The 26,307-nt window shown below is 58.3% G+C and carries 20 protein-coding genes; 10 read left to right on the forward strand and 10 right to left on the reverse strand.

Translation table 11 applies throughout. From position 1 onward, the window contains the following. Positions 1 to 447: 447 nt before the first annotated feature. From FTO74_RS04960 to FTO74_RS04975, 3 genes are all read right to left on the reverse strand, one after another. Entirely contained in the window at positions 448 to 1,119 is a 672-nt protein-coding gene (locus FTO74_RS04960) for a DUF1016 N-terminal domain-containing protein (protein WP_162537147.1), read from the reverse strand. Continuing rightward, positions 1,116 to 2,567 (reverse strand): N-6 DNA methylase, encoded by a 1,452-nt coding sequence (locus FTO74_RS04965; protein WP_162537148.1) that lies wholly within the window; start codon positions 2,565 to 2,567, stop codon positions 1,116 to 1,118. The genes FTO74_RS04960 and FTO74_RS04965 overlap by 4 nt, the downstream gene beginning before the upstream one ends. Positions 2,568 to 2,857: 290 nt before the next feature. Further along, positions 2,858 to 3,646 (reverse strand): class I SAM-dependent methyltransferase, encoded by a 789-nt coding sequence (locus FTO74_RS04975; protein WP_162537149.1) that lies wholly within the window; start codon positions 3,644 to 3,646, stop codon positions 2,858 to 2,860. Positions 3,647 to 3,881: 235 nt separating this feature from the next. On the opposite strand from FTO74_RS04975, the gene FTO74_RS04980 reads away from it, so the two are divergent. The 3 genes from FTO74_RS04980 (at position 3,882) to FTO74_RS04990 (ending at position 7,811) form a co-directional block, all read left to right on the forward strand. Beyond that, a complete protein-coding gene (locus FTO74_RS04980; protein ID WP_162537150.1) occupies positions 3,882 to 4,235 on the forward strand; it encodes a hypothetical protein in 354 nt (117 codons plus the stop codon). Between the two features lie 1,427 nt (positions 4,236 to 5,662). Further along, complete coding sequence (locus FTO74_RS04985; RefSeq protein WP_162537151.1) at positions 5,663 to 7,003, forward strand: alpha-amylase domain-containing protein; 1,341 nt, start codon at positions 5,663 to 5,665, stop codon at positions 7,001 to 7,003. A 313-nt stretch (positions 7,004 to 7,316) separates the two neighbouring features. Beyond that, positions 7,317 to 7,811 carry a tetratricopeptide repeat protein gene (locus tag FTO74_RS04990; protein WP_162537152.1) on the forward strand — a complete coding sequence of 165 codons (495 nt, stop codon included), beginning with the start codon at positions 7,317 to 7,319 and terminating at the stop codon, positions 7,809 to 7,811. A gap of 202 nt (positions 7,812 to 8,013) precedes the next feature. Here FTO74_RS04990 and FTO74_RS04995 read toward each other — a convergent pair whose 3' ends face one another. Continuing rightward, positions 8,014 to 11,445, reverse strand: a complete 3,432-nt coding sequence (locus tag FTO74_RS04995) for a TonB-dependent receptor (protein ID WP_162537153.1) — start codon at positions 11,443 to 11,445, stop codon at positions 8,014 to 8,016. Between the two features lie 575 nt (positions 11,446 to 12,020). Next, positions 12,021 to 12,710: a TetR/AcrR family transcriptional regulator gene (locus FTO74_RS05000; protein ID WP_162537154.1), complete on the reverse strand. Its 690-nt coding sequence runs from the start codon at positions 12,708 to 12,710 to the stop codon at positions 12,021 to 12,023. 240 nt (positions 12,711 to 12,950) lie between these two features. Here FTO74_RS05000 and FTO74_RS05005 point away from each other — a divergent pair, with 240 nt between their 5' ends. The 5 genes from FTO74_RS05005 (at position 12,951) to FTO74_RS05025 (ending at position 19,180) form a co-directional block, all read left to right on the forward strand. Next, positions 12,951 to 13,958 carry a carboxypeptidase-like regulatory domain-containing protein gene (locus FTO74_RS05005; RefSeq protein ID WP_255462504.1) on the forward strand — a complete coding sequence of 336 codons (1,008 nt, stop codon included), beginning with the start codon at positions 12,951 to 12,953 and terminating at the stop codon, positions 13,956 to 13,958. A gap of 145 nt (positions 13,959 to 14,103) precedes the next feature. Then, complete coding sequence (locus tag FTO74_RS05010; protein WP_255462505.1) at positions 14,104 to 15,225, forward strand: NAD(P)/FAD-dependent oxidoreductase; 1,122 nt, start codon at positions 14,104 to 14,106, stop codon at positions 15,223 to 15,225. A gap of 190 nt (positions 15,226 to 15,415) precedes the next feature. Further along, complete coding sequence (locus FTO74_RS05015) at positions 15,416 to 16,429, forward strand: aromatic ring-hydroxylating dioxygenase subunit alpha (RefSeq protein WP_255462506.1); 1,014 nt, start codon at positions 15,416 to 15,418, stop codon at positions 16,427 to 16,429. Between the two features lie 135 nt (positions 16,430 to 16,564). After that, entirely contained in the window at positions 16,565 to 17,218 is a 654-nt protein-coding gene (locus FTO74_RS05020; protein WP_162537158.1) for an HAD hydrolase-like protein, read from the forward strand. 57 nt (positions 17,219 to 17,275) lie between these two features. Next, on the forward strand, positions 17,276 to 19,180 hold the full coding sequence (locus FTO74_RS05025) for an ABC transporter ATP-binding protein (protein WP_162537159.1): 1,905 nt from the start codon (positions 17,276 to 17,278) through the stop codon (positions 19,178 to 19,180). A 41-nt stretch (positions 19,181 to 19,221) separates the two neighbouring features. Here FTO74_RS05025 and FTO74_RS05030 read toward each other — a convergent pair whose 3' ends face one another. Both FTO74_RS05030 and pabB read right to left on the reverse strand, forming a co-directional pair. Beyond that, positions 19,222 to 21,297: a S9 family peptidase gene (locus FTO74_RS05030; RefSeq protein WP_162537160.1), complete on the reverse strand. Its 2,076-nt coding sequence runs from the start codon at positions 21,295 to 21,297 to the stop codon at positions 19,222 to 19,224. A 32-nt stretch (positions 21,298 to 21,329) separates the two neighbouring features. Next, positions 21,330 to 23,156: an aminodeoxychorismate synthase component I gene (gene pabB, locus FTO74_RS05035; RefSeq protein ID WP_162537161.1), complete on the reverse strand. Its 1,827-nt coding sequence runs from the start codon at positions 23,154 to 23,156 to the stop codon at positions 21,330 to 21,332. A 122-nt stretch (positions 23,157 to 23,278) separates the two neighbouring features. Between pabB and FTO74_RS19370 the strand changes: the two genes are divergently transcribed. Further along, on the forward strand, positions 23,279 to 24,076 hold the full coding sequence (locus tag FTO74_RS19370; protein ID WP_174242212.1) for a TPM domain-containing protein: 798 nt from the start codon (positions 23,279 to 23,281) through the stop codon (positions 24,074 to 24,076). 84 nt (positions 24,077 to 24,160) lie between these two features. Further along, positions 24,161 to 24,745, forward strand: coding sequence for a LemA family protein (locus FTO74_RS05045; protein ID WP_162537162.1), 585 nt, complete (start codon positions 24,161 to 24,163; stop codon positions 24,743 to 24,745). 119 nt (positions 24,746 to 24,864) lie between these two features. On the opposite strand, the gene FTO74_RS05050 is transcribed toward FTO74_RS05045, so the two are convergent. From FTO74_RS05050 to FTO74_RS05060, 3 genes are all read right to left on the reverse strand, one after another. Continuing rightward, the gene (locus FTO74_RS05050) at positions 24,865 to 25,212 is read right to left on the reverse strand and encodes an STAS domain-containing protein (protein ID WP_162537163.1); all 348 of its coding nucleotides are present in this window, start codon (positions 25,210 to 25,212) and stop codon (positions 24,865 to 24,867) included. Positions 25,213 to 25,224: 12 nt separating this feature from the next. After that, positions 25,225 to 25,665 carry an ATP-binding protein gene (locus FTO74_RS05055; protein WP_162537164.1) on the reverse strand — a complete coding sequence of 147 codons (441 nt, stop codon included), beginning with the start codon at positions 25,663 to 25,665 and terminating at the stop codon, positions 25,225 to 25,227. Between the two features lie 93 nt (positions 25,666 to 25,758). After that, positions 25,759 to 26,238, reverse strand: a complete 480-nt coding sequence (locus FTO74_RS05060) for a (deoxy)nucleoside triphosphate pyrophosphohydrolase (protein ID WP_162537165.1) — start codon at positions 26,236 to 26,238, stop codon at positions 25,759 to 25,761. Positions 26,239 to 26,307 lie beyond the last annotated feature (69 nt).

Consider the following 26,307-nt stretch of genomic DNA (forward strand, 5'->3'; position numbering starts at 1 on the left):
CGTCGGTTTCATAGATATGGCCGCTCTACCCGCAACAGTAGTGGAAGTGATAGGCCACTCCGATGCTCAATACCTTCGGGCTTAGCCATGCGGAGGAAATACATTCCAGTTCTGGAACTCATAATCCACACGCAAATTAATCGAAGGACGAACGTGGTAATCGGCACCCAAACCGCCCGCCCACATGGTATCCCCGTCTCAAGGGAGAGCCGATCTAACGACCAGAAGAGCAGCACATCGAACTTACGCCGGGCTGATTCCTCCCCCATGAAAAATCCACTTGCGCTCAGCAGATAACGCGACTTTCCAACTTCGTTGTGATTCGGCGGTAGCGATCATGCTCAATGAATTAAAGGCAAACGTGTCACGTCCGCAGAAGCTCGCTTGGCAGGTCGGCCAGATTGGGCCGAGGGTGCTTCCTATATATAGATCTGCTAATGTTCATTATCAGATGTAGCGAGGGAGCACGGATGGATATAGAAACTGGCGAGGAGACATCGCATTGCGTGCAAGCTCCCGGATCGAATCCTTGTCCCGGCTCAGAGCAAGACGCTCATAGAGACCGGCATTGAACTGTCGCTTCAATTCCCGCAGCGTCCAGCCCTGCTGGGTGGCCTCAATCTCATAGAAGCTGCGCTCGGCCTCTTTCAGACCCATGAGGAAGACGTAATGCGACCAGCTCAGTGTAAAGGCGGGCTGCGGTTGAGTGCCGGGATCGAGCGATTGTCCAGACAGCGTCTGGACGATTGGGGATACTGGCAATTCCCCAGACAATGTCTGGGGAATCGCTCCCACTTTCAATTGTCCAGACACTGTCTGGACAATTCGTGAGACCCGATCCGGGTAGGCAACGTAAAACTGGCGCATTGACGCAAGGTTAGTTCGTGAAAAGCCCGCGCCGAACTCCGCCGTCAGACGGGCAGCAAGCTCGTTGAGTAGTTCCTTTCCGTATTCGGCACGGTCAGCACCATGCTGCTCCTGCTCAAAGATGCGGCGACCAATCTCGTAGTTGGTATGAACCTGGAGTAGGTCAACGCCACGGGCGATGGTCTGACGGGCCGACAGGACCAGCGCACGGATGTCCTCATACAGCGGAACTGGCCTTTTGAGTTTGTTCATAGCAGACCTCGGATGCTCTGGAGGATTTCGGCGCTTTCGAGGTCGAGGGCGGCGATCTCGTCCAGTATCTCCTGCGGGGAGCGATGGACGATCTCATCATTGCCGTTCGGGTTCTTGACAGAGAGGTCGAAGGTCTTCTTGTCGATGCCGCTTACTTCAATCGACCATGACTGCGCCGAGTCAGCGAACGTCGCCTGTTGCGAGATGAAGTCGGCCAGATCGGCATCGTTTAGCGGATTCGTTTTGCCGAGATTGCGGCCGGGGTTCAGTTGGTAGAACCAAACCCTCCGCGTTGCAGAACCCTTGGTGAAGAACAGCACAACCGTCTTCACACCCGCGCCCTGGAAGGTGCCGCCGGGGCAGTCGAGGATCGTGTGCAGGTCGCACGATTCCAGGAGAAGCTTGCGGAGGGAGACGCTCGCATTATCCGTGTTCGAGAGGAACGTGTTTTTAATGACGATGCCAGCGCGTCCACCGGCACGGAGCTTACGGATGAAGTGCTGAAGGAAGAGAAACGCCGTTTCAGATGTCTTGATGGGGAAGTTCTGCTGAACTTCGGTGCGCTCGCGACCGCCGAATGGCGGATTTGCAAGGATTACATCGTGGCGATCCTTCTCCTGTATGTCGTTATTGTTTAGCTCCAGCGTATTCGTATGGATGATGTTGGGAGCCTCGATGCCGTGGAGGATCATGTTCATCAACCCAATTACATAGGCGAGAGGCTTCTTCTCCTGGCCGTAAAAGGTGCTGGTCTGGAGCTTTTTGCGGTTGGCGACGTTCTTTGCATCCCGATTGAGGCGCTCGAATGACTCGCAAAGGAAGCCAGCGGAACCCAAGGCCCCGTCGTAGATCGTTTCGCCGATTCGCGGCTTGACGACGGCAAGCATGGCACGGATGAGTGGGCGCGGAGTATAGTACTCGCCGCCGTTCCGTCCGGCGTTACCCATTGAGCGAATCTTGGCCTCATAGAGGTCGGAAAGTTCATGCTTTTCGGTCTGAGAATTGAAGCGAAGGGTATCGACGAGTTCGATGACCTCGCGGAGATTGTAGCCGGACTGAAACTTGTTCTTGAGTTCCCCGAAGATTTCGCCGACTTTGTACTCAATAGTGTCGGGACGATCTGCGCGCTGTTTGAAGCCCTTCAGGTAGGGGAAGAGCTTCAGGTCAACAAAGTCCCGAAGGTCGTCGCCGATTAGGGCGTTGTTGTGGTCAAGAGTACCGCTTGCATTGAGGGGCGTGGCCCATGTATGCCAGCGGTAGGGTTTGTCAAGTAGAAATGTGTGCGGCTGGCCGTGCAATTCGGCAATCTGTGCGCGATCCTGTTCGAGGGCGTCAAGGTATTTGAGAAAAAGCAGCCATGAGGTCTGCTCAATGTAATCAAGTTCAGACGATACACCGGCATCTTTGCGGAGGATGTCGTCGATCTTCTTAAAAGCGTGTTCGAACATTCTGGGGTACCTTTTCTGCGGGTCTTTCTACAGGATAAGCGACTGCTGACAAATGGATGGGTTCACCCTATCGACGAGGCCTGTCTCATGGAAGGCTGCCCCTGCGCCGCCGACAACTGGACCTATGAGGCAGCATCCACTGGAACGTACCTGACGAGGGCGGAAGCTCGAAATCGCCAGAGCTTTCCAAGCTGGCGGCCCCTGATTTCACCCCTTCGCGCCATCCGCTGGAGGGACTTGGGATGAATCCTGAGAAATGCTGCGGCCCTCCATGAGAAGGCCCGCCCATGTCAAGCAGATTCGACCGCAGAGTTGTCTTCTTTGCGGGCGAGCACGATCGGTTGATAGAACGTTGTAGCTTCTGGCATCAGCCATTCGATTTCTTTGAAGCCGTGTGATTCAAGACCTTGGGTAAGCTCGGCCCGCGTTATGGCGCGATATCGAGAGGCATAATGCTTGCTTGTCCAGAGTGAGACTGAGTTCCAGGTTAGGTATAGATGAACTTCGTATTGGTTCCCATCCCAGTCCCACACCTGATGAACAATGCGCCGAGTCTCATTCTCTGAATAAAAAGTGGGGCCTTGAAAGGATGGACGGGTGGATAGCAGGCTGTCATAGTCGCGAATCGTGGCGAGCAGGACACCTCCGGGCTTTAGTCGAATGGAAATATTCTCTAGCGCCTGGCTCAAATCCTCATCGGACAACAGATGAGGCAGAGAATTATCCCCAACCAGTACTGCGTCGAACTCTGACTTGGGCAGAGCGGAAAGATCTCGCATGTCGGCCACATGGAATTTGATATCCAAGCCCAACTTGCGCGCTTCACGGGCAGCTCGCCTTATTGCCGCACTGCTCAGATCAGTGGCAACGACCGTATGACCGCGTTGGGCAATCCCGATGGCCTGGGTGCCGATCCCACAGGCACAGTCAAGTATCTTTAGAGGGCCTCGAGCCAGCTTATTTTCGAGCAACGGCCCGAGCGCACCTGCCTGCCGTTCAATCGAACGACCCCAATTCTCAAAGATCAAATGATAGTGTTCCGCCAAATCATCGTAGAATCTCGCGGTGTCCGTACTCATGGTCCTCCTCAACTGTGGGTGACTATCTGGTGTTGCTCCGGGTCATCTATCGCCACCCTTCCATCCGCACCTGTTCCGCGGCCTCGCTCTTCATCCCTGTGATGAGAGTCACCAAATCCGCAAGGCCCAGTCACCGCACCCGGCGTTTCAACAATCCGATTCATGCGGCTGACACAGCCGCCAAAGTTGTTTGGTGTAAAGGCCAATATTGGCGGGCACGTCGTTATAGTTATGCATGGTCATGCTCTCTCTTTTCAGACTAAATAACACCGATGGAACCCGAAAAATGAATTTTGGGCTGTCCCCCCACGGTCCAGCCCACGCTCCGCTTGGTGAAAAGTTTGTCGCATTCTTGTCGCAAAGAGCGCCGACTGATGCGGTTTTTGCAATTTTTCCGATTTATAACGCCTTTGCCGTCTATACCTTAGCGTCTGAACGCTTTCATGGCATGGAAGAGGTCATCGGTTCGATCCCGATCAGGTCCACCAATAAATCCAACGACTTAGCAGAAATTGTCAAAAGCGCGCGATACGCTTTCGACACGTCGGTTCTCATGCTGCACTTTCCGCAGCACTTTCCACCTTCATAGAGCGGTCCAGAAGAACATCCACCACCCGGCTTTGCGCCTCCCGCTTAGCGGTCGTCTGGATGTCATTGGCAGCGCGAAGGTTGAAAAACCGTTCGTGCAGTCAGGAGGGAACAATGTCGGGCCTCTGCTTCTCAAGCCCAGGGCTTTTGCTGCCCCGTGCGGACTTACCTTTAGGAACTCCTCCGCAAGCACTGATCGGAATTGGAACCACTGGTCTGCTCGTGGAAAGCAATGGAGCAGGAGACGCCGCCCAGGTACGTCCCCCGGCTTGTTTTACGACAATACCCTCGGTGCCGACACCGGCGCTGCGGGAATATCGAAGCACTGCAGAGTGCAGTTGATATTGGCACTATCCTTCAAGCTCAATACCCCGGTTTCGTCTATGGTGCCGGAGCCTACTCAGAATCCTCGTCGTCTATTCCTAACGGCCGGACGTCCCATCTGGCGTCTTTCGGATTTTCTGACGTTTCTTCAAACTGCGCATCCGTCGCTGCTGAAAGCAGCACGTTGATCTATGGCGGAGACTTCACTAACGACGATCCCTCATGCGACGGGTGGATTTGGAAACTGTGACCTTGCCGTCGACCTAGGGACCCAAGACCCTGCAAGCAATGGCATATTTCCCAAAGCCACTGTTTAATTCGGAGCCAAGTACGCCGCAAATACCGCAACCAAAACTTATTTCATTCGACCGTTGCAATCGCCGGACGGCTCGGTAGTAAATACGTCATATTCGTCCGTGACGTAGATTCCACGCGGCCATGGGCGATCTATTTACTGCAATCAAATTGAGGTGAAGCATGTTCTGGCAAGGAGAACATATGGGACGAGGCAAGAAGTACCAGCCCGAGCAAGGAGAACGCGAAGCTGAAACGTCTGGTGACGAGTCTAAGCTTGGACAGCCTTGTGTTGAAGGGCTTTGCCTCAGGAAACTTCTAAGTCCTGAGCGACGACGCATCGGAAAGAGGAAGCCGGTGACCTCCAAAGGCAAAGCCAACTTATTGCTCAAACGGAACATCAGATGTCGATAGCCTTGCGTCAGTTCAGGGTTATCGGGGCGTTATTAATTTAGGTCAATCTGAGTGCAGTGAACGTTATAAACGCGAAACTGCTAGAACGTCTGCGAACCGTGGGAGAAGCTCTACAACACAACGTTGTGAACGTCTGACCGTGGCCAGCCGCCATGCTGGTGCGGTCATGCACGAAGTTAATAATCCTCTGTAAGCTCTTATGAATCTCGTTTACCTCACCAGGTAGGATCCGGGGGATGTATCCACAGTCATCCAGAATATGGAGATGCAGAGTCTCAGTTATTGCTCCAGGCAAAACCGGAACCACATTCTTGTTGGCCTTGCCTATATCTCAGATACTCGCCGAGGTTTAGATCAACTCTCACGATTTTCTGATACAGCGGAGGAGAGCGAACGATGGCAGTAATGATGCAAGGATTTTATTGGGACTGCGCAGTCAAAGAAGAGAAAAAAGGTGAGTGGTGGAACTATCTCAATGGAGAGATCGCAAAGTTAGGTAAGCAGGGCGCGGGCTTCGATGCCATTTGGCTCCCCCCGATCTCGAAGGCCGCTGACGCTAACTCCATGGGGTATGATCCCTACGATTACTTTGACCTGGGCGACCTGGATCAGAAAGGGTCGATCAAAACTGTATATGGAAATGAAGCGGAGCTACGTCGGTTGATCGCCACGATCCATGAAAATGGCATGGGTGCGATTGCTGACATGGTCATCAATCACAACTCAGGTGCGGACGCGGAGGAAGTGAATCCACTCGACGGCAAGAGCCGATGGACGAAGTTCAATCCGGCAAGCGGAAGATTCTCGCGTGATTGGAACAGTTTTCACCCCAGCCGCTATGAGCGCACGATGATTGAAGGAGAGAAGTTCGCCGGATTTCCCCACCTCTGTCATCGCAATCCGAGTGTGTATACCGCGATGTTTGAGTATGCTCGACTCATCATTGAAGACTTGGATTTCGACGGATTTCGCTTTGATTTTGTGAAGGGTTTTGGCACATGGATGATTGGCCTGCTCGCAAAGTATCAGTATCAGAAAAAGGATGGACGAGAGTTCGTTCCTTTCGTTGTAGGGGAGTACTGGTCCGGCCCTGACGACATCGGAGGCTGGCTCGATGATGTAGCAAAGATTACAGATGGTCAGATGGCGGCCTTTGATTTTCCTCTTCGTTACAAGTTGAAGGATGTTTGCGATACACCAAATTATGATCTTCGGAACTTGACGGACGGAGGATCGGTTTCGGCGGCGCGTCCGTTCAATGCGGTCACATTCACTGAAAATCACGACATGGGTGGTAATGAGGTAGTGAACGATAAGATGCTTGGCTACTCATTCATCCTGACGCAGGACGGATATCCATGCGTGTTTTGGTGGGATTACTATAACTGCGCACTGGCACGTCCGGGAACGCCACATGGAATCGACGCTCTGATAGCGGCCCATCACGCTTACGCCGGTGGTGAGAACTGCATCCTTCATGCAGACCCCGACCTATATATCTCGCAGCGGGGCGGCAATGAATCACAGAGCGGGTTGATCTATGTACTGAATAACCTTGGCAATCAATGGAGCGGAACATCCGTAAAGACGAAGTGGGCGAATCGGAAATTTAAACCGGTGGCCTGGGATGGAAAGGATGACGCTTATCCAGATGAGAGAACGACCGACGGAGACGGCAATTCGGAGTTTCCTGCTCCTCCGCGCGGCTATTGTGTCTATGCTCCCGTATTCGAGTAAGGTAATTTAGAAGGTGATGCGGTACACAGATCGAGATGAGAGACGAAATAGATCTTATAACTAACCCTCGTGGAACTTGGCCTGTTGCGGAGTGATGAGGCAAAGCTGGACGAGACCGAGCGCCTCACACGGCAGGCACTGGAGGTCAGCCGCAGCATTTCACCCGAAGCAGAGCGAGGGTTGCGGCCTGTCTCTGCAAAGGCGTTGATGGGACTCGGCAGTGTGCTCGAGGCAAAGGGAAATTACTCCGAGGCCGCCAATGTGTTGAGCGAAGCATTGGAGCTGCAGCGACACAGCGACGTGCCGGACGCCTATGCTGCTCGATATCGAGCAGGCGATCCACGGCCACCTTTCTGTGGCCTCCGCGCTGAACGAACTGGCGACGATGGAGACCATGGAAGATGCCTATGACGATGCCGAGGCGCACTTCAGCGAGGCGCTATCAATCTGGCGAAAGATCTATGGCAATGAGCATCAGTTCATTGGTGTGGGACTCTCGAACCTGGGAAGCGTCTTCATGGGCAAGAAGCAGTATGTGAATGCTGAACGTATGTATCGGGAAGCGCTACAGGTCTTCGTCGCAACTGTGCACGAGAACCACACCGGCATCGCGCATCTCAAGCTCGGCCGAGCCCTGCTGCGGCAGAGACGCTACGAGGAAGCAGAGGTGGAGACACTGCGTGGTTATGAAACGCTGTTGGGTCTGGTGAATCCGGCAAACAATTTCCTTAAGGCGGCGAAGCTAGACCTCGTGCAGATCTACACCGGGCTGAATCGAAAGAAGGATGCGGAACGCTACCGGGAATAGCAGACTTCCTATAAATCGGATATCAAGCTGACAGCGCAAATATACCTGTCTTACCAGCGCGTTTAGTGAAGGGTAAGATGCGAGTTCGGCGATGGCCAGGCTGACTTCTCGTGCGAGCACGTCAGCAGTCGGTGATGAGGTAAGTATTAAACGAAGGGAGCTTCCTGAGAAGCTCCCTTCGCCGTTGAGCGGTGCATGTCCATTAGAAATTAATTCGTCCCACCAGATTGACGCCTCTGCCGGTGGTATTCGCCGCCAGACCCGTGCTGTATCCAAAGCTGGTCGGCGATGAGATGTTGTTCGCCGGGTTTGCAAACGCAGGTGTATTGGTTACGTTGAAAGACTCCGCCCGAAGTTGAAAGATCAGGCTGTTGTATATCGGGAAGTTGCGCGAGACTCCTGCATCCAGGTTGAAGAAGCCAGGTCCACGGAGCGTATTGCGACCAGCGGTTCCAAAGCGAGCAGGACCCGCACCCGCGTCTGTCTGCACTGGGCTGAATGCGCTCGTATCGAAATAAGGCGTCAAGCCCGTCGTCGAACCATTGCCGCGAGCGTGGATCTTTCCGATAGCTACGCTCGGCTTGACTTGGTCCGCCACCTGCGTGTTGCCTGGAGAGTTGAGAAAGGTGCCTGAGTCCATAATCGTAAACGGCGTTCCACTCACCTTGCTCAGCGAGGTATCGAGCGTCCATCCACCCAGCACCTTGCCGGCGAAGCCTTGCGTCAGATAATGGCCATTGCGTCCGAATGGAGACTGCGACACGGTCCACCATTGCAGGTTGTTCGTACGGTCATAACCCGCCAATCCACGGTTGCGATTCCAGTAGGCGGGCGATTGGAAGAAGACTGTTCCGTAAGTTCCGTTGTCGTCGTAGTCGATAGCCTTCGACCAGGTGTAGATGAGACCGGTCTGTATACCCTTCCCCACGCGGCGAGTCAGTTGCGTCTGTAACCCGTTATAGTTGGATCCCTTGAAGGGCTGATCGGAGTTGATGTCGGCCGTTCCGCCGGTAATGTTAGCCAGTTGGCGCCCCGCGTTGCCAACGCCTGGAGCCGACGCCGCATTGATGTTGACGCTTGCCGTAATGCGCACTGCCGAGGTGCCGACGTAGCCGATGTTCATGATGAAGCCGGCACCGAGATCCTGCTGAATCGCCAGGTTCCACGTGTTGATGTAGCCACGACGGAAGTTTTTCGGCACGGTATTAGTGGATTGATTGGTAGGTAGTGTCAGGAACCCTGAGCTGAAGTCGGGGGTTGCAATCTCCGGGATGCCTACCTGCGAACATCCACCTACATAGTTTTGAGCGTCCTGTGCCTGCAGGCAGTTCGCCGTGTTGTAGGCACTGGTACCCGTGACGTTCAGCGCGGTTACAGCACCATACGTATCGCGAAGCGTGCGGAAGTTCTCAGGATCAACCGTCTGACCGCCGCCCGCGCGAATCACTGTCTTGTCAGAGATGCGATAGGCCAGACCAGCGCGGGGTACGATTCGTCCCCAGCCGATCTGCTCGCCGGTATCCGTCGGGTTGCCACTGATACCACCTGCGATTACATTGTTCGTCCTGCCAAGCGACGGGTCAAAGCGGAAGACTCCTTCGTGGTCACGCGTAGCAAAGGGATAGTACTCATAGCGAGCTCCGAAGGTCACTGTCAGCTTTGGAGTCAGTTGCCACTGGTCCTGTGCATAGAATGCAAAGGTCGAAAAACGAAGTGCGTTCGGGTTCAACGTCTGCACTGTCTTGCCGTAGTTCTGGGGTAGCCCCAGCAAAGCATCGGCCAGAATATTGAAGAGCGTCGCATTCGTACCTGGCGCACTTGTAACGCCGCCCGAGAATATGAACGAACCGCGCGGAGTCAGATTCGAATTGACGGTGGATTGAGGCTGGAAGTGATTGATGGCTGAGTGCGTGTACTCGCCACCAAACCGCATCTGGTGCTTTCCTCGGTTCCACGAGAGATTCGTATTACCAACGTATTGGTTATCCCGGAAGATGAACGGGCTACCTGAGTTGGGGTTGCCGAGACTCGAGAAGGTGCTGTTGCTGGAGCCACCACCTGAACCGAAGCCTGCTGCAGAACTGCCGCTGAAGATAAAGGCAGGTTGCCCACCGTCGAAGAGAATAGGCCCGTTCGTGCCTGGGATATTGAGTGTATCCAATCCGAAGTTGGAGTTGATGTCCTGCGCCTCGGCACCAAGATGTGCGCGACCAAAGCCAGCGTTAGCATCGAGGACAAGATTCTGGGTGAAGACGTGCGAAACACCCAATCCGACATTCTGCACACGTCCGCTCGAAGATCCCTGCTGCCCGCCGTCGAAGGTGCCACCACCTGCACCGGCCAGGGCGTTCGGATCGTTGATTGTGTAGGGCGCAATGCTGTACCGGCCGAAGACCTGATCCTTTTGGTTGGGCACATAGTTTATTTTCACGTCGGCTTTATTCAGGCTGTAAGCGAACGCCCCTGCGCCCAAATAGTCGTTCACGGGGTTGGTGCAAGGGCTTGCGCAGTTGTTCACAGCCGGAAGCAGAGCGAGCAGCTTCTGCGTTGCAGGGTCCAGCCTTCCTGTCGGGATCTTATTATTGGGAAATGTTGTTCGTCCCACCGGAGTCCCATTCGCCGCATTCGGAATCGTTCCAGTGGCGGGATCGAAGATGGCGATTCCCGGAATGTTGCTGAAGTCACCGACGATCATCTCGGGCGTAGGAATGGTCTGGAAGCCAGAGATGTGCTGGCGACGTGTGGTGCGGTCAAAGTCTCCGAAGAAGAAGAGCTTGTCCTTGATGATCGGACCGCCGAGATCGCCGCCGTACTCGTTATAAAGATTCTTTGGGCTGGGCGTCGTGGTGAAGTAGCTGTTCGCGTTGAAGTGGTTGTTGCTGGTGTACTCCCAGGCGCTGCCATGGAAGTGATTGGTGCCGCTCTTGATCGTGACATTGGTTACGCTTCCGCCAGCAGTGCCCTGGTCCGCGGTAAAGCTGTTGGTCACGATGTTGACGCTTTCGATAGAGTCCTGCGCGGGAACATAAGAGATCAGATAAGGCAGCCAGGGGTACGCGACCGTAGATCCATCCACGCGTGTGCTGTTCGCCACCCACGAAATGCCGTTCGCATTGATCGCTTGCGCGCGCATCGGGTTGCCGGCAGAGGAGTTCTGCTCCGACGGAGGTGAGTTACCCGGAACCAGCTTAAGCAGGGACTGGAAGCTGCGTCCCTCACTACTGGTCGTCGGCAACTCGGTCAGAACCACGGATGCAAGCTCATAGTTCACGTCGGCCTTGTCTGTCTGAAGGGGAGCGGCTCCGCTTGTGACCTGGATCTGTTGAACCGCCGTTCCCACCGAAAGGACGCTGTTAACGCGAGTGGTCTGGTTCGGACTGATCTTGATCCCTTCCGCTGTGTGGGGCGCGAAGCCGGTTACCGTAACCGATAGTGTGTACTGGCCGGGCTGTAGATTTTCGAAGGTATAGATTCCATCCGAGTTGGTGGTCACTGTTCTGCTGGCACCGGTTCCGGTGTTCAGAGCGATCACGTTAGCCGAAGGAACGACCGCTCCTGAGGAGTCAGTAATATTTCCTGTGAGGGTCCCGTACAGAACTTGAGCGCCTGCGTTTGACGCAAAAATCATCAGCATAGCTGATAAGGCGACTGTAAGAGAATACGTTAAAGCTATGGCGTAACGACGACCTGCCAACTCAATGCGGAACTGATTCATCGCCAAATCTCCTAAGAGCCCGCTTGCATCCGGAGCGGACTTTGGTCGCCGCTTCCGCCTATCTTTTATAGGCGTCGCAAACTTTATGCTTTCCAGAAGCCGGATGTCAACAATTTCCTCCGGGTCGTGCTGCATTGTGCAAGTCCACCTGCTGCTTCGGGTGTAGGCCGCAATGGACAACGGATAGTCCCCGTAGTTCGAATTGCAAGATGGTCTGGTTTCGGCGTGGAGGACAATAGACTTATTGCATTTGTCGAGCCGTAAGGGTCTTTATTTCTGCATCAAACTAACAAGAGATCGTACGATCCTCGGCACGCGATGAGAGATCGGAAATTGTTTGCATCTCTCGCACGGATGTCGATCTTGAATGCTTTCCGCATCCGTTCTTATGAAATACGTATAAGTCGCAGGCCACATATTTACGTAGGCCCCGATATGCTCATCCATTCAGGGATCGCATACGACCTCTTTGTACAAAGGGCGATTTATCCTGTCTATCCATTCCGTAACGAGGCTCGTTGGGAGGAGCGGAGGCTTGCCTGTTGCGATGCGCGCTTGCCTGGTTGATATGCGCGAAGGAAGAAGTCGACGCTATCCTGAACCTTCTTCTTCTTTTCTCTTTTTGTGGGCTCTGGAAAGATCCCATAGGCCGCGCGCGTTATCAACTCGGCCGCGAGGAGATCGGTGAACTGTCGCGCGGCCAGTTGTGAGTCGAGTGGAGCGAGAGTGCCTTTGGCCGCCTGGCACTCGAGATACTTTGCCAACACGAGCGTCCCGCGGGCGGGGCCAAGGTCATAGAACATCTTGACCAGCTCCGGGATGCGTTGCCACTCCGTCCAGAGAATGCGTCGAAGCTCGGTGATCTCTCCGGTCAGCAGACGCTCCAGAAAGATCTCTCCAAATGTTGTGAGCGCCTCCTCAGGAGGGAGCGCCGGACTAAGAATTGCCACTGCCTGGGCGGCCATCTGGTCCGTCCTGCGGCGGATAACTGCCCGGAAGAGTTCCTCTTTGGTGGGGTAGCGGCTGTAGAAAGACTCCTTGGAGGCACGAGCCTCCCGGGCGATCTGAGTGACGCTGGCTCCTTCGAACCCCTTTTCCATGAAGAACTTCGTGGCGACATCGAGTAATCGCTCGGTGAGAACGTCGGCTCTATCGGCCGGATGTGCCGTGATCTTTCTAGGCATTGATTGAGGACTCCTGCTCACAAAAATAAACCATCGTTTTCGAATCGACTGCGTCTATAGATGAGGGACCGAACCGTTCGGTACATAGTTTAGCCTGCCTTTTCATTGGAGGCGCAAGCAATATTCCAACCCTGCACCAGGAGATTCTTGTATGAATCCATTCAAGCTCACGTGCGCCCGTGTGCCTCTTATGGCTGGACTGATTGCTGCAACTTCCGCACTGCATCTGGAGTCGATCGAGTGAGCTTGAAGCACCTTAGTCTATTTATAGTCATTGGAGTTGCAGGAGCCGCACCATCTTGTGCTTATGGACAACTGGAGCAGGCTCCTCAGCCGCAGCCGGCGAGCCTAGTCGGCACAGTGATGGATGCGACCGGAGGGGCGATTCCGAGGGCATCCGTCGCGGTCGACGGATCTGAACCCGGCGATCATCGCGACGTATCCGCGAATGATGAAGCATCCTTCACTTTCTCGGATCTTCATCCCGGAGTCAGCTATCGTGTCACCGTAAATGCTCCGGGCTTTGCCGAGTGGACTTCCTCACCCTTCCGGCTGCGGCCAGGGCAGTTGCTTGAGCTTCCTGATATCAAGCTTGTGGTGCAGACCGTGCAGACATCTGTCACCGCGGCATCGGCGGAAGAGATCGCGCTGGCGCAGGTGAAGGCGGAAGAAAAGCAGCGCGTCTTCGGTGTGATCCCTAACTTCTATGTGACCTACGACAAGCAGTTTGTGCCGTTGACTGCAAAGATGAAGTTCGAGCTGGCGACGAAGGCTTCGACCGATGTGGCAACCATAGTTGGCGCTGCGCTGATCGCAGGCATCAATCAGGCCGCTGGTTCAAAGCCTGATTACGTGCAAGGCGCGAAGGGCTATGGCCAACGCTTTGGGGCGGCCTATGCGGGCGCAGCCTCCGACATCCTGATCGGTGGCGCGATTTTGCCCGCGCTGCTGCATCAAGATCCGAGATACTTCTACCAGGGAACGGGTACGACCAGGTCTCGAGTCATCCATGCGGTCTCAGCGCCGTTCATCGCGCGTGGAGATAATGGGCGGCCACAGTTTAACTTCTCGAGCGTTGGCGGGGATCTCGCGTCAGGCGCGCTTAACAATCTGTACTATCCCACGGTAGACCGTGGCCCCGGCATTGTCTTTACGGGCGCTCTTCTGACGACCGGGGGGCGCATTGTGAATGCGCTGGCGCAGGAGTTCATCTTTTCGAAAGTGACTAGCAGGGGAAAGAATCCCTGACGACAGATTGCTTGCCGGATGAGTCCAACACAGAACCGTCAGGTGCAGGTGTTCAATGTGTCTCTTGGGTAGATAGACTTTAAATAGGATAGAACCGAACTGTTCGGTACTGATCGTGGTGGCTCAAGCTGAGGGTACATTCAGAGTGAGAGGTCGTAGCGCAGAGAAAGAGGCAGCGACGGAATCCGCAGGGCCTGGTGGCTATGCGGAGGTTCTGATCGTGGGTGCGGGTCCTGCCGGTCTGGCCTGTGCGATTGCTGCCGCGCGACAGGGCTTGCAGGTCGAGGTGGTCGATGGCATGTCTCCGCCCATTGACAAGGCGTGCGGCGAAGGTCTGATGCCGGATGCGCTGGAATCCCTTGCAGCACTTGGGTTCGACTTGGACAAATTTATTGATCCATCACAGTGCGCCTCGATGAAGGGGATTCGTTTCCTCAGCGGCGATATCGCGGCGCAGGCCTCGTTTCCGGCAGAGGCTGGGCGAGGGATACGGCGCACTGTCCTTCATGCTGCTCTGCTTGAGTGTGCAGTGCAGTTGGGAGTTGGTTTCAGTTGGTCGACATCCGTTCAGGGGATCGAGCCTGGACCCGATGGGGTTGTGGTTTGCACCAATCGCCAGAGCTTTCGTTGCCGTTATCTGGTTGGTGCGGACGGGCTGCGATCGCAGATTGCCAAGTGGTCGGGCCTGGCCGAAGGAGCGCGCATTACATCGCATCGCTTCTGCATGAGGCAGCACTACTGCGTGGCTCCCTGGAGTGATTTTGTGGAAGTGTATTGGAGTGATTGGGGGCAGGCCTATGTGACTCCGATCTCCGCGACGGAGGTATGTGTGGCTTTCACCGCGGACCGGAAGCTGGCGAGTCCGGAGGTGGCCCTGCGGGGATTTCCGCTGCTGGAGGAGCGTCTCGGTGGTGCAGAGCGGAAGGGCACTCCGCGGGGAGCTGTCACCGTTATTCGTACCCTACGGAGCGTGGCCACAGGGAGCATCGCTCTTGTCGGCGACGCTTCGGGAGCTGTCGATACGGTGACAGGTGAGGGTATGGCATTGAGCTTTCGTTATGCTGCGGCCCTCGTCTCGGCGATTCGTGCTGGCGACCTTGCTCGCTATCACCAAGCCCATCGCCGCATTCAACGCCTGCCTACTTTGATGTCCCGTGTTCTTCTGCTGCTGGGGAACTCGCCGCGTCTGCGTGCCATTGTGTTTCGGATCTTGGAGAAGTGTCCCTGGATCTTTGCCGGACTGCTGCGAGTCCATGTAGGGGCTTGACCTCGGATTCTGTAGTGCTCTCCGCCAGCCAACGGGCAGTCCTCAGACGGCAATCCCATCCATACCGCCCCGAGGGCCGTACGAAGTACCCCAAGAACGGTACGAAGTGCCATAATGGCGCATGGCGACCTCCACTCCTTTCGTTCCGGCTTCGGAGCTTCTAACTTCTGACGCAGCCCTCACTGCCAGAATGCCTCGTGGATGCACCTTCACAGAGGCGGATTGGCAGGCGCTCGCTCCCTTCTGGTATCCGGTCGCGTTCTCGCACGAGGTGACCGGCAAGCCTTACGCCGCGCGGCTCCTCGACGAGCGCGTGGTGGTGTACCGGCTCTCCGATGGTTCCGTGGCGGCGGCGCGGGATATCTGTTACCACCGGGGAGTTCCGTTGAGCCTCGGCCACGTCGAAGACGACGAAATCATCTGCAAATACCACGGACTACGCTACGACCGCGAGGGCCGGTGTACCTGCATCCCCGCTCATCCCGGCGGCGCGATCTCGCCTCGGCTGCGGCTCGATATGTACCAGGCGCAGGAGCGGTATGGGCTGGTCTGGGTGCGGCTGGTGGACAACGGCCCGCTGCCTCTGCCCGAGATGAAGGAGTGGGACGACCCGGAGTATCTGCAGGTGCTGCCCGACAGCGTTGTCATCGAGGCAGCGGCGGGTAGGCAGATGGAAGGCTTTCTCGACGTCAGTCACTTTGCTTTCGTCCACAGAGAGAGCTTCGGCGAGCCGGACAACCCTGTGGTTCCTGACTACAAAGTAACGAAGACTGCGGGTGGCTTCGTCGCCGATTACATCAGCTCGGTCAGCAACTACTCCCATCCCTACAAGCACCTCAATCCGCCGGGCTTTCAGTGGCACCGGCGCTTCGAGGTCTACCTGCCGTTTACGGCGAAGCTGACGGTTACGTTTCCCGGAGGCGGCCGGCTCCACATCATGAACGCGGCGTCGCCGGTTTCGGCCCGCAAGACGCGGTTGTTCGTGCCCATCTGCCGCAACTTCGATAAGGACTCCCCCATCGAAGAGACGCTCGACTTCAACTACCAGGTCTTCGCGGAGGATATCGCGATTGTGGAGCGTCAGTTCCCGGAGGACTTGCCCCTGAATCTTCAGGAGGAGGCGCACTTCCCGGCGGATCGCAGCTCGATCACTTACCGCAAGGGATTGGCCGCGCTGGGCCTGGGGAGAAGCTACACCGCGTAGAAGCACCTCCAGAGCGACACTGTATTTGTTGCCGTCGAACGATGCCCGGGAGCGGGTCCTTCGGCTATCGAAGACAATCGTCAGGCTTTGCACGGCGGAAATCGCGTACAGTCCCGCTATTGCGATAATGGGAGTATGTCCAAACCATTGCCCGCACTGATCTTCGACCTTGACGGCACCATACTGGATTCGAAGCCCGGTATCCTGAGCTGCCTGCGCGAGGCGCTCGACACGCATGGCGTGGACGCCCCTGGCCCGCTGGATCGCTTTGTCGGGCCTCCGGTGGAAGAGTGGGCGATCGAGCTGCTGCCGCATGGAAGTGAAGATGCACGCGCCGCCCTGGTCCGCGACTACCGTAGCTGTTACGACCGCGAAGGCTGGAAGGACGGTTCAGTCTATGAGGGGATTCGCGAGTTGCTGGATCAACTGCGCTCGGCGGGGTTCCCGTTGTACGTGTGTACCTCCAAGCAACATCGCTTTGCGGTGCGGATTCTGGATGCGTTCGAGCTAACCGGCCTGTTCGTCGCCATCTACGGCGACAGGGCCGAGTACGCGAGCCACAACAAAGTGGACCTGCTGGCCATGTTGCTGCGCGAGTGCAAAATTGGCGCTGACGCGGCCTGGATGATCGGCGACCGCATCTTCGATATCGATGCGGCTCGTGCGAACGGGGTCCGCTGTCTGGCCGCCGGATGGGGCTATGGTCCCGCAGAGGAGCTGGCTCTGGCCGACACCGTGGCCGCTACCCCGGCAGAGGTGCCAGATCTCCTTGCTCGGTGCAGCTTGTGAGCAGATGGTGATCTTGTAATGACAATCCGGCGAACCCGAAAGACGTAGACTAAAAGCATGTCTTCTCGATTGAGCAGCTCGGGTGTAAATGGCGGAATGCCGGTGGGGGATAAGCCTGTAAGCGGTACAGGGCGCGCCATCGGAGCCGATCTGACGGCGCAAAAAGGTAGACCTCAGTTAAAGAAGGTCTTGCCCGAGGTCTGGAAACTGATCCGGCCACGGATCTGGCTCATCAGCGGCAGCTTCCTGCTGATGATCGTGAACCGCCTGTGCAGCTTCGTGCTGCCGGTCTCGTCGCGGCCATTTATCAACGACGTGATGAAGCAGCACAAGATGGGCGAGCTGAAGTTCATCGTCCTCTCGGTGGCGACGGCCGTCTTCGTGCAGGCGCTCAGCTCCTACACGCTGACGCAGCTCCTCTCGACCGAGGGCCAAAGGCTAATCTCCGACCTGCGCAAGCAGGTGCAGAGCCACATCGGCCGTCTGCCCGTGGCGTTTTACGACGAGAACCGCACCGGAACGCTGGTCGCCCGCATCATGAGCGACGTGGAGGGCGTGCGCAATCTGGTCGGGACCGGGCTGCTGGACTTCGTCGGCGGCATCCTGACGGCGGTCATCGCCTTCGGCATCCTCATCCACATCAACCCACGCATGACGATGTTGACCTTCGGGATCTTGATGGTCTTCGGCCTGATCCTGCAGAAGGCCTTCCGGACGATCCGGCCGATCTTCCGCGAGCGCGCGAAGATCAACGCCGAGGTGACAGGGCGGCTCACCGAGTCGCTGGGCGGCGTGCGCGTGGTCAAGGGATATCACGCCGAGGAGAGCGAGGCGCGGGTCTTCGCGGGCGGCGTGGAGCGGCTGCTCCAGAACGTCATCAGCTCGCTGACGGCGCAGTCGCTGATGACGTTATCTTCGACGATGGTGCTGGGCGTGGTAGGCGGCCTGGTGATGTACCTGGGCGCGCACGAGAACGCCGCGGGCCGTCTGAACGAGGGCGGGTACGTCGAGTACACGATGCTGCTGGCGTTCATGATCGCGCCCATTGTGCAACTGGTGTCGATCGGGACGCAGCTAACCGAGGCCCTGGCAGGTCTTGACCGGACCTCCGAGATTCTGAACGAGAGCCTTGAGGACAGCGAGCCGGAGCGCACGCGAGAGCTGGCCTCGATCCAGGGCGACGTACGCTTCGACAACGTGGGCTTCGAGTACGAGGCAGGCAAGCCGGTGCTGCACGGCATCAGCTTCGAGTCGCGGCCGGGCACGGTGACGGCGCTGGTTGGCTCGTCCGGCTCAGGCAAGTCGACGATCATCTCGCTCATCTGCGCCTTCCACAGCGCGACCAGCGGCGCGATCCTGATCGACGGGGTGGACCTGGCGACAATCAAGCTCTCCAGCTACCGCAGCCAGCTCGGAGTGGTCTTGCAGGAGACCTTCCTCTTCGATGGCAGCGTGCGCGAGAACATCCTGTTCTCGCGGCCGGAGGCGACCGAGGCCGAGTGGCGCGAGGCCTGCCGGATCGCCCGTGTGGACGAGTTCGCCGAACGCTTCCCGGAGGGCTACGAGACCATCGTGGGCGAGCGTGGCGTGAAGCTCTCAGGCGGGCAGCGGCAGCGCATCTCCATCGCACGAGCGATCCTGGCCGACCCACGCATCCTGATCCTCGACGAGGCGACCAGTTCGCTGGATTCGGAGTCGGAGGCGATGATCCAGGACGGGCTGAACTTCCTGATGCAGGGCCGCACGACCTTCGTCATCGCGCACCGCCTGTCGACGATCCGCAAGGCCGACCAGATCCTGGTGATCGAGCAGGGTAGAATCCTCGAGCGCGGCACGCACGACTCTCTCTACGAGCTGCACGGCCGTTACTTTGACCTATACACCCGCCAGCACGGCGTAGAGCGAAACCTCTTCCTGGCTCCCGGCGAGGGCGACAAGATGGTCGAGGCAGCAGCGAAGTAGAAACTGATGCCTCGACTGCGTCGCAGATCCTTCCACTGGCCTTACACAGCCTCCAACTGCGTGAGCAGGAAGGCGTAGTCGAAGGCGATCTCCTTCAGATAGTCGTAGCGGCCGCTGGCTCCGCCGTGGCCTGCCTCCATGTTGATGTGCAGCAGCAGCGGAGTCTCGTTCTGCTTCAGCGTGCGCAGCTTGGCCACGTACTTGGCGGGCTCCCAGTACATCACCTGTGAGTCGTTGAGGCTGGTCTTGACCAACATGGCTGGCACAGGTGCTCCGGCCAGCGCATCCAGGTTCTCGTATGGCGAGTAGGAGAGCATGTAGGCAAAGGCCCCTGGCTCGTTGGGGTTGCCCCACTCCTCGTACTCGGCCACCGTCAGGGGCAGCGACGCATCGAGCATCGTGTTCATCACATCCACAAAGGGGACATGCGAGAGGACGACACGGAAGAGCTGCGGCCGTCTGGTCTGGGCGGCGATGTTGACGACCGCGCCCATCAGCAATCCACCTGCGCTGCCGCCTTCGATGGCGACCCGCGCGGGATCGCCGTAGCCCTGTTGGACGAGGTGCTCTGTGGCCGTGATGAAGTCAGTGAAGGTATTGCGCTTGTGGCTCATCTTCCCGGCGTCGTGCCAGGGGTCGCCCAGCTCGCCGCCGCCGCGGATGTGCGCGTAGGCGAGCACCAGCCCGCGGTCGAGCAGCGAGAGCCGCGACCCGCTAAAGCCAACTGGCAGCGCATAGCCGTAAGACCCGTATCCATAGACGTAGAGCGGGTTAGTGGAGTCCTTGTGGAACCGGTCGCGGCGATAGACGAGCGAGATGGGAATCTGGGTTCCGTCTTCGGCGGGTACCCACAGCCGCTCGGAGGCGTAGCGGCTGGAGTCGAAGCCGCCGGGCACCTCCTGCTGCTTCAGCAGGCGAGAGCTGCCGGTGGCCAGGTCGTACTCGTAGACCGAGGCGGGCGAGACCAGCGAGGTGTAGCCGTAGCGGAAGAGGCGCGTATCGAACTCGCGGTTGACGTGGGCCTGGGCGGTGTACGTCGGCTCGGGGAAGGCGATGGCGCGGGGATTCTCGAGGCCCGCGTCGGCCAGATCATAGACCGTAAGGGTGGGCAGGCCGCGCTCGCGCTCGGAGAGAACGAGGAAGCTCTGGAAGAGGTCGAAGTCCTCAAGCGGAAGCTGTTGCTGGCTCTCGTAGAGCGGCTGCCAGTACTCGCGGCCTGGCGTGGCGACCGGCGCGGTGACTAGCCGGAAGTGCTCGACGGTATCGTTGGTGCGCAGGTAGAAGAGGCCGTCGCGGTGGTCGGGGTGGTACTCCTGGTCGTCGACGCGGGGAGCGATCAGGGTGAACTCTGCTGTGGGGGCTGCGGCGGGCAGGAAGCGGTACTCATTGGTGGTGTGGGAGCCGCACTCGAGCATCAGGTACCGGCGGTCGCTCGTCAGGCCGATGCCGATGTTGAAGCGCTCGTCGGGCTCCTCGAAGACCAGCACGGACGCGCCGCCGAGCGTGTGGCGGAAGAGCTGGTTCTGGCGCTTGGTGGTCTCGTCCTCGGTGGTGTAGAAGAGAGTCTCGGAGTCGGTGGCCCAGGCTACGGAACCCACGCGCACGGCAGTATCGGGCAGGTCAGCGCCTGTGCCCAGGTCGCGGACGTGCAGGGTGTACTGGCGGAAGCCGGTGTTGTCGGTGGTGTAGGCGAGCAGCCGTCCGCTGGGGCTGACGGCCATCCCGCCGACGGCCATGAAGGCCTGACCTTCGGCCAGCAGGTTCACGTCGAGCAGGATCTCTTCCAGGGCGTCCGGAGCATTGGCGCGGCGGCAGTAGATGGGGTACTGCTTGCCCTCGAGGGTGCGGGTCCAGTACAGGAAGCCGCGGTCGGGATAGGGCACCGACTCGTCGGTCTCCTTGATGTGCGAGAGCATCTCGGCGTAGAGCGTGGCCTGTAGCTCGCGGGTCGGCTCCATGACCGCGTCGGTGTAGCGGTTTTCGGCCTCGAGATAGGCCAGCACTTCGGCGGAGGACTTATCGCGTAGCCAGGCGTAGTCGTCCTGCATGGTGGTGCCGTGCAGGGTTGTGGTCTTGGACTCGCGGCGGGCTACGGGGGGCTGAATCGGTAGTGTCATCTCTCGGGCTGCTCCAGATTCGAGGATACAAGCTAAAGCGCGACGGCGTTGATGCCCCGAACAGAGTTGCAGATGTAGATGGCGTCGGCTGCGTGGAGGTCGTCAAGGGTGAGGACGCGTTCCTCTGCATTGGCGCGGGTTTCGAGCAGGTGGCGTCGATAGACACCGGGCAGGACGCCGGAGGCAAGGGGCGGCGTCAGAAGTTTGCCGCCGATGCTGAGGAAGAGGTTGCTGATGGCTCCCTCGGTCAGCTCGCCGCGCTCGTTCAGGAAGAGCACCTCGTCGAAGCCCTCGGCGACGGCTTGCCGGTACTGCTCGTCGTAGAGGGTGCGGCGAGTGGTCTTGTGGCGAAGGAAGCGGTCCTGCGAGTGAGTGCGCTGGCTGGCGATGCGGATGCGCCCGGTTGGCGCATGTACGAACGGAGTAGAGGTGCAGGTGGTGCGACCGTCGGGGTGCAGCAGCAGGCGGATGCGGTGCGGCTGGGTAAGCGGTGAAGCAAGGGCGCGCAGCTCCGCGACGATGCGGTCTCGGTCGATAGGAAAGTTGAAGTAGGCGGCAGAGGCTGCAAGCCGCTCAAGATGGAGGTCGAGGAAGGAGAAGGACTCGGTGTCGTAGAGGATGGTCTCGATGAGCTGGAAGTCGTCGGGGACGCGGGTGAGGAAGGCGGTCTTGAGCAGGCACTCGCGGTACTCGTCGGCGGGCTGGGAGTCGGCGACGATGCCTCCACCGACGCCCATGCGGGCGTGCCCATCGCGGAGGGTGAGTGTGCGGATAGCCACATTGAAGACAGCTTTGCGAGAGGGGGCGATGTGGCCGATGGCCCCCGTGTAGATGCCGCGAGGCTGGTCCTCCAATTCACGGATGATCTGCATGGTGCGGATCTTGGGCGCTCCGGTGATGGAGCCGCTGGGAAAGAGTGCGTCGAAGATCTCGTAGAGGCTCTGGCCGGGACGCAGCCTGCCCTCCACGGTGGAGGTCATCTGGTGCAGCGTGTCATAACGCTCGATGGTGAAGAGGCCGGGCACATGGACACTGCCGAGGGTGCAGATGCGGCCCAGGTCGTTACGCAGCAGGTCGACGATCATCACATGCTCGCTGCGGTTCTTCTCGTCGTTCTGGAGTGCCAGCGCGGTGCGGTCGTCGTCCTCGCGGTCGAGGCCACGGGGCATGGTGCCTTTCATGGGACGTGTGAGGATGGTCTCGTCTTCGATCCGAAAGAAAAGCTCGGGCGAGAGGGAGAGGATGTGCTCTCCTGCGACGTTGAGGAAGGCCGCATAAGAGACCGGCTGCTGGCGGAGCAGGGTGGTGAAGGCTTCGGCAGGGGTGAGGCTGGTCTCGAGCGAAAGGGAGTCGGTGAAGTTGACCTGATAGGTGTCGCCTGCGGCGATGAGGTCCTTGATCCGGAAGATCTGCCGCGTGTAGTCGGTCTCGTCGATGTTGAGGGTGATCCGGCTCGCAAAGGGCTGGTCCGAGACCGTGGGCGACGATGTCGCTGGAGGCTGGCGGTTGAAGAGGCCAGTGCTGTGGTCGAAGGTGATGGGCTCGTCGTAGATGCCGAACCATGCCAGCGGCTTCTCTGTGGAGGTGTGGCCGAGGCCGGTGCGCGGCTCGAAGTGGTAGCCGCATTCGTAGTGGAGATACCCGGCGGCATAGTGGCCCTGGGCCAGCGCGGACTCCAGCGCAGAGAAGAGGCCGGGGAGATCGTCGAGCGACTCCGCCGTGAGCGTGCGGAGCGGGTTCAGGTAGAGGAAGCTGGTCTGGTTGGCCTCGTCGAAGCGGGCGGTCTCGAGGAGGACGGAGTCAGGGGACTCAGCGATCAGCGAGTGCAGGGACGACGGAAGGGGATGCCACGGGGTCACACGTTCTCCGGTTAAGCTCGCCTCGTATCGCCTGACAGCAAAACCGGAGTTCGAACTTCCTGAAGCCAGTTTAGCAGGCAGGGGGAACTTCTTTTAGGGGCAAAGCGTAGACTTGGAGTGAGATGAGCCGTTCGATCCGCCACGCGTTTCTGCTGTTCCTGCTTTTGTTGCCGCTGCGTCTTCTGATGGCGGAGAAGGTTGCGGATCTGCCCGCACCGACGGGCTACGTGAACGACTTCGCCGGGGTGTTGAGCCAGGGCACGCGTCAGAGCGTCGAGGCTCTCTGCCGCGAAGTAGACCAGCAGGCTGGGGCGCAGATGGCCGTCGTGACCATCAAGACGCTCGACAACGACCAGACGGTCGAGGAGTTCACTGTCGAGCTGGAAGAGAAGTGGAAGGTCGGAAAGAAGGGCACGGACAAGGGCCTGATCCTGCTGATCGTGCTGAACCCGAAGAAGCTGCGAACCGAGGTCGGGTATGGGCTTGAGGGCGTTCTGAACGACGCCAAGGTGGGCCGCATCCAGCAGACGATGGTGCCGCTGCTGCGCGCGGGCAACTACGATGCGGCGGTGGTGACCGGGACGCAGGCCTACGCGAAGGAGATCGCCGCCGACGCGGGTGTAACCCTGACGCAGCCAACGTCGCAGTACGATTCCCAGTACGGTCAGTACCAGTACCGCCGCCAGCCCCAGCGCGGTTCGGGGATCGGCGGGCTGATCGGCCTCGGAATCCTGGTAGGGCTGGTCATCCTGATGATCGCCACCGGCAACGGCGGCTGGCTGTGGGTGATCCTGAGCATGTTCCTGAACGGCGGTGGCCGGGGCGGGCGCGGTGGTGGTTTTGGCGGCGGAGGCGGAGGAGGGTTCGGCGGCTTTGGCGGAGGCAGCTCCGGCGGCGGCGGAAATAGTTCGGATTATTAGGGATGGCTCGGTGATACAGTCGAGCCGGATGGGTTTCGCAAGTGTTGTTGAGGTTTTCTGGTCTGTGAAGTTACAGGAGGAACAATGAAGGGTCTATGGGTTGGGCTGGGATTGATCGGAGTCGTTCTGCTGGTGGTGCTCTTCGCCGGTGGAAGCTACATCAGCGCGAAGAATACGCTGGTGCAGAAGAATGAGGACGTCGATGCGGCGTACGCGCAGGTGAACGTGCAGCAGCAACGGCGTCTGGACCTGATTCCGAACCTGGTGGCCTCGGTGAAGGGCTATGTGGCGGAAGAGACAGCGGTGCTGACCAACATCGCCAACGCACGCGCGGGCGTCATCGCGGCCGGCGGCGACCACGCCGCGAGCATCCAGGCCAATAGCCGTCTGGACGTGGCCTTGAGCCCGCTGCTGCGGTTGCAGGAGGCGTATCCCAACCTGAAGTCGGACGCGCAGTTCAAAACTTTGACCGACGAGCTGGCGGGCACTGAGAACCGGATCGCGGTGGAGCGGCGTCGGTACGACAACACGCTGCGGGACTACAACACCTACGTCCGGCAGTTTCCGCAGAGCTTCTGGGCCGGGATCGCCGGGTTCCATTACCGGGACGAGTACTTCAAGGGCGACCCTAGCAACGCGGTCGCGCCGAAGGTGGACTTCGGGAAGTAAATAAACTGGCCGCCCCCTTGGTTTTGGGGGCGGCTTTTTGTTTTTAAGAACAGGCAATGGCAAAAGCGCCCTCGCGCCGGGCGGGCGCCACTTCGTGGGGTTTTGGACGCTTCGCGTTTTTAGCTGTTGAAAGAAGCGATCGCGCTGGCTTCGTCGTCCTTCACGTCGAAGACCGTGTAAAGCTTCGTGATCTGCAACAGGTCGTGAACCTTCTTGGTCAGGTTCAGCAGCTTCAACTCGCCACCCTGATTCTTGACCGTGGTGAAAGCGCTGACCAGCTCGCCGATACCCGAGCTGTCAATGTAGTTCACGTCGCCAAGGTTGAGAAGAATCTTATTCGATCCCTTGGCTAGCACGTCGCGTACAGCATCGCGGAGCGTTACGCTGCCTTCACCGAGGGTAATGCGTCCGCTGAGGTCGAGAATGGTTACGTCATCGACCTGACGTGTCTGGAACTTCATGCTCATGAATGGATCTCCTTATGTCTGAACTATTTTGGGAGTTCGATGCTTGATGAGAGTGATCTCGCTGCCAGGTTGCAACTGGCGAAAGTGTACCTCATCCATGAAAGCTCTGATAAGAAAGATCCCACGGCCCGAGCCGCGCAGGATATTTTCCGGCGCGAGAGGGTCGGGAATGCACTCCGGATCGACGCCTTCGCCCTGGTCGGCGATGCGGATGACGAGCGACTCGGCTGTGGTCTCGAAGGAGCAGTCGATGTGCTTCTTGGGGCTGTAGGCGTTGCCGTGCATCACCGCATTGACGGCGGCCTCGCGGACGGCCATGGCGATGCTGGTGACGGTGTCGTCGTCGAACCCGGCGCGGCGTGCCCAGGATTCTGCCATGTCTTCGACGGTGTTCACGCTTTCGAGTGTCGAGTGCAGCGTATAGCTGACGCGGCTTGTAGTGGAGTCAGCCAAACTTTCCTTCCGGACGCAAAAACTCACAGCGATGAACGCTGGTGCCGCTGTGGAAATTTTGCTTGTGCGAAGGGGCGGTGTCAAGCCAGCTCCTTAGAGGAGCTTGCCTTCGGAGAGGTCGCGGATCAGGTCGAGGTCGGCGGCCAGAAAGTCGTAGCTGGGCAGGGCGGCCAGCGAGGACCAGCGCATGTCGTTGAAGATACGGTTCTCGAGGTGCCCGGTGAACTCGTTGACGACAAAAAATTGCAGGTCGATAGTGCCGCCGTTGCGGTACTTGTGGCGGATGCGGGCTACCTGGCGGCCGATCTTGGCGTCGATACCCAGCTCTTCGTGAAGCTCACGGATGAGCGCCTGCTCGGAGGTCTCGCCGTCCTCGATCTTGCCGCCGGGAAACTCCCACTTGAGGCTCATGGGCTGGTCGGGCTTGCGTTGGCAGATAAGGACTTCGAAGGCCCCTTGCTCCGGTTCGGGGTTCTGGACAGGACGCAGGATCAGCGCCGCAACCACCAGCCGCATCGGCTTGAGGATCGTCGCTTCACTCCGTCCATCCAGCTTGCGAATCGGCTCTTTCACAACTGTGAGTTTAGACGGGTTTTGGTTGCAAATGTGGGCAGGGGGTTACCATCCGGCTTCTAGGAGCAG

This window comes from Granulicella sp. WH15 (genome assembly GCF_009914315.1).
GTDB lineage: Bacteria > Acidobacteriota > Terriglobia > Terriglobales > Acidobacteriaceae > Edaphobacter.